The 4,375-nt window shown below is 33.3% G+C and carries 7 protein-coding genes; all 7 read left to right on the plus strand.

Features of this window, described 5'->3' with window-relative positions; genetic code table 11:
- Positions 1-37: 37 nt before the first annotated feature.
- Positions 38-619: a Crp/Fnr family transcriptional regulator gene (locus tag RH81_RS13710; protein ID WP_027077828.1), complete on the plus strand. Its 582-nt coding sequence runs from the start codon at positions 38-40 to the stop codon at positions 617-619.
- Positions 620-694: 75 nt separating this feature from the next.
- Entirely contained in the window at positions 695-1,315 is a 621-nt protein-coding gene (locus RH81_RS13715; protein WP_052172557.1) for a hypothetical protein, read from the plus strand.
- 9 nt (positions 1,316-1,324) lie between these two features.
- On the plus strand, positions 1,325-1,729 hold the full coding sequence (locus RH81_RS13720) for a DoxX family protein (protein ID WP_027077826.1): 405 nt from the start codon (positions 1,325-1,327) through the stop codon (positions 1,727-1,729).
- 31 nt (positions 1,730-1,760) lie between these two features.
- Positions 1,761-2,171, plus strand: a complete 411-nt coding sequence (locus tag RH81_RS13725) for a nuclear transport factor 2 family protein (protein ID WP_161791995.1) — start codon at positions 1,761-1,763, stop codon at positions 2,169-2,171.
- Between the two features lie 68 nt (positions 2,172-2,239).
- Positions 2,240-2,968, plus strand: a complete 729-nt coding sequence (locus RH81_RS16595; RefSeq protein WP_052172559.1) for a GNAT family N-acetyltransferase — start codon at positions 2,240-2,242, stop codon at positions 2,966-2,968.
- Between the two features lie 365 nt (positions 2,969-3,333).
- Positions 3,334-3,804, plus strand: a complete 471-nt coding sequence (locus RH81_RS13735) for a hypothetical protein (protein WP_033961321.1) — start codon at positions 3,334-3,336, stop codon at positions 3,802-3,804.
- A 171-nt stretch (positions 3,805-3,975) separates the two neighbouring features.
- On the plus strand, positions 3,976-4,375 hold a 400-nt coding region (locus RH81_RS13740), incomplete at its 3' end, for a serine hydrolase (RefSeq protein ID WP_152604839.1).

Genomic DNA, 4,375 nt, shown 5'->3' on the forward strand with positions numbered 1-4,375 from the left:
TTCAGGACAAGACATTAAAAACAATATCGAGAAAGAAATGACTCCAATTGATAAACTCATAGTGCATTTTAGAAAAAGTATAACACTTACAGACGATGAAGCGGAAATCGTTGGTGGATGTTTTACTATCGTAGAATTAAAAAAGAAAGAAATTCTTTTATACGAGGGTGATCTTTCATCGCATATGAGATTTATTTCAGACGGCTGTCTCAGAAGTTATTATATGGATGAAGATACAAAAGAGCATATCATTCAATTCGGAATAGAAGATTGGTGGATTAATGATTTATACAGTTACCTAACTAATACTCCTTCGAAACAATTTGTTCAAGCTATTGAAAATAGCGTAGTACTCCAAATACATAAAGACAAATTAAACGATCTGTATAACAACGTCCCAGCAGTAGAACGTTTTTTTAGATTCAAATTTGAAAAAGCCTATGTTTCATTACAGGAACGAACTATTAATGCCATGAGTAAAACGGCCGAAGAGCATTACCTTGATTTTCGTACAAAGCATAGAGATATAGAGCAGCGTGTGCCGCAATATATGATCGCTTCTTACTTAGGTATTACACCCGAATTTTTAAGCAAACTCAGAAAAAACATTTCGCAATAAGTCGTTCTTAACCTACATTAAGATTCCCTACATAACATAGCAGTTTCTTTGTCCTATCAATAAAAAGATTGGGCTATGTTAAGAATTATAAGTGTATCGATTACTCTCCTATTTTCCGCTTTGGCATCAAATGCACAAGGGGTTGGTTTCTCTCCAGAATTGCTGTTCGGCCATAGGTCACTTACCTATCAACATTTTGTAGCGCATCGTTTTAACGATAAATGGTCTATAAATAATGTATCCTACTTTGACACAGAATATACCAATGAAACAAACGACATCTATTTTATTAGAAATATGGTGTCTTTCCATTTCAATAAACACATTCAAGTCAATGCTGCGATAGGCGCTAAAAACCCTGGTTCATTTGCTACTCTAACCACGCAATACAAATTTTCGGCATCCAGTTTTAAGTTGAGCTATGCGATTGGCAGCACCTATCAAAATGGGTTTACACTTGAACAAAATTTGATACTGAATTACACCCCCGTTTTGAGTAAAGACATTAAGGCTTATCTAAATCTATTTGTAATTGTAAATACCGATTTTGAAATATTAAATAGAGGGATACAACAATTTAGAATTGGGATTCAAAAAGAAAACCTTATCACAGGAATAGCAGTCAATCTAGATCAATTTACAGGAGGAGTAAAAACACTCCAAAATTACGGGCTTTTTATAAAATGTAACTTTTAAACTATAGATATGAAAAACACAAAACAAGACCTCGGAATAGTACTTATAAGAGTAAGTATTGCATTTACAATGCTCATTTACGGAATCAGCAAATTGAGATTTGGAATTGATTTTATTTCAGACCAAATAGCCCAATACGGACTGCCATCATTTTTAGGCTATGGCGTTTATCTTGGAGAAATCATTGCTCCTATTCTAATTATTATAGGGTATAGAACAAAACTAGCCGGACTTATATTCGCAACTAATTGCTTCGTAGCGACATTATTGGTGCAACTTCCAAACCTGCTAAAACTTAATGGTTTTGGTGGCTGGGAAATGGGTCCATTATTTATTTACACTCTTTTTGGCATCGCATTATTTTTTACTGGTGGTGGTAAATATAGCGTGTCAACTAAAAATAAATGGGATTAGAAATCAATCAATTTAAACTAAAATGACTCAAATGAAAAAATCAAATATAGAAGTCGTACAAGCTTACTTTAATGCATTTCAAAATGGAGATATGGAACACGTTTTAAACGCATTTCATCCAGATTGTTATATCGTAAGCGTTAAAGAAGAAGAACGTCCAATAGAGCAATTACACGGTATTTACAGAACAAAAGAGGAGGCCAAACAGTTTTTGAATAACATCACTTCTTTGTTCAATACAAAAGATTTTACGGTAAATCATATAGCGTCCGCAGGAGACAATTTAGTAATGGCAAATGGCACTTTTTCGCATGAAGTCAAAACAACTGGCAAGCTTTTCAATAGCTCATGGGTTCAGCTTTGCATTATCGAGAATGAAAAAATAAAGGAGTATCGATTTTATGAAGATTCGGCAGCTTTTGTTGCAGCTTCAACAGAATAAAACTCAAGAATGGAGTAATAGTAAGCATCACGTTTGATTATTACTCCAACAATTAAAAATTTTATATTATGACTAATTATAGCATAGATCACTTGTTTGATTTTTGGGAATACATTGGAGTACAAGGTGATTTTTTTACCACTGAAAGTGGTTACAAGTTTAGCTGCCAAAGTAATATGTCTTGGCCAAGTAAAATCTTCGGAATTGATAGTAACCGAATAGATTTTGAGCAGCTAAAAGTGAAAATAAAAAACGGGCTTTTACCAAAATCGTTAGGCATACCTAAAGATGAATTGGCAGAAAAGTTGCTTTTAATTCACAATTTTGAAAAAACATCAGTAGTGAAAGGAATGTTTTTAAATATATCTAGAGAACATAAACCTAAAGATAATTTTCCGACCATACAGCGAGTAGATACAAAGTCAAAAGCAATTGAATTTGCAAATGTTGCTGCCAAATCATTTGGGTATGAAATTTACCCAAAGACAATAATCTCTTTACTTAATTTTGATTCAAAAATCAGGTTGTATTTAGGCAGTCATAATGGTTCTTCAGTGAGCTGTGGCATCATTTTTCTAGATGAAAATAAAGTTTCTGGCATCCATATGATTGGGACAATCCCTGAATATAGAGGGCGTGGATTGGGGAAAATCATGACTACCAAGTTGATATGCGAAGCTTTTAATAACGGAAGCAATACTGTTGTTTTAGTAGCGTCAGAATCTGGTGAAAGAATTTACTCCAAAATGGGATTTAAAGTTGATGGAACCTTAAGTAGTTATTCAATACAAGAATAACGTGTTACAACACAGTATATAAAAAATAGCGGTTTAAGTGTCTAGTTAAAAGCAATTTCATAAATTTAAAGTCAGTAATGGTTTGAAAATTTAGTGCGTCACAATCCGCTACTTTTCATATACAAACCGTTGTGGGTAATTGCCTGCGGCACATAGAAACCGCGTTTTGCAAACGCTCCTTTTCTACTAATTACCCACAATGCTCCCTGTTGATCGCACCTCGACTAATTAATGTATATTTATGCAGTTCCTTGTGAGCTCCTCAAGAAACTACACACAACATAATGTATAGCGAATGAGGCGCGAACATAGCTCTTCGTGAGGCGCGCCTCACTACGCTATACACAGGGAGCATTGCCAGTAATATGAAAAAACTGATTTACTTACTTTGTATTTTAGGTTTTAATTTTGGATTTACCCAAGAATTTAAGACTGTATCACTCTCAGAATTGAATTTTGAAGTAAATAATGATACAACAGAAATAAAAGCTAAAATATCTGATAAATATTTGAACGGAAAATATAAAATCATACTCAATTTGAAAAAAGATAATTATAGCATGTGTGATTTTCAATACGGAGAAATAATCGGAATTCAAAAGTCATATCAGAATGGAATTCTTACTGGCACAACCGAATTTAAAAACGGAAAGCAAAACGGTTATGATATCTATTACAACCAGACTGGCGAAAAAATCATATGGAAAGTTCTTTATGTAGATGGTAAAAAACATGGCTTAGGTTGGTGGTTTGATATTGGAAACCAATACTACATAAACGGAAAAAAAGCTACTCAAGAGGAGTTTGAACAATACGATAAAAATAATAAAAGGTAATAAATACTACTGGCAACAACGTGTATAACCCATTGTTTGCTTTGTGTGTACTCGGAAAATCCTGCGGATTTTCCTCAGGTACGTTTCTTTTTGCTAATTTACTAACCATACACGAACCCGTTGTGCGTCATTAAAAAAAGATACTTAAGTCCCACTGTAACAAAAAGTGGAATGAAATGTCTATATACAAACAATTCATATAAAAGAGAATTAACAATTATGAAAATAGAAAAAAACATCTACCAATTAATTTTAATGGTAAGTTCTAGTCTGGCAATAATAGGATGTCAATCAAACAAAGACAATAGTAATAATATAACAGAGTCCATTTATAATAAAACAGATGCCTATGTAGAAAGTATGATGGATAGTCTTGAGATTGTTGGTTTAAACTACGCAATACTTATAGATGGGGAAGTCGTACATAAGAAAGAAATGGGCTTGGCTAATATTGATCATCAAGTTCCAATGACGGTTGATAAATTATTTGCAGTAGCTTCTATTTCAAAATTGTTTAGCTCAACAGCATTACATCGATTACTAAAATCCCAAAATAGAAGTGTTGAAGAGA

Origin of the sequence: Psychroserpens jangbogonensis (assembly GCF_000797465.1) — a bacterium.
Classification (GTDB): Bacteria; Bacteroidota; Bacteroidia; order Flavobacteriales; family Flavobacteriaceae; genus Psychroserpens; species Psychroserpens jangbogonensis.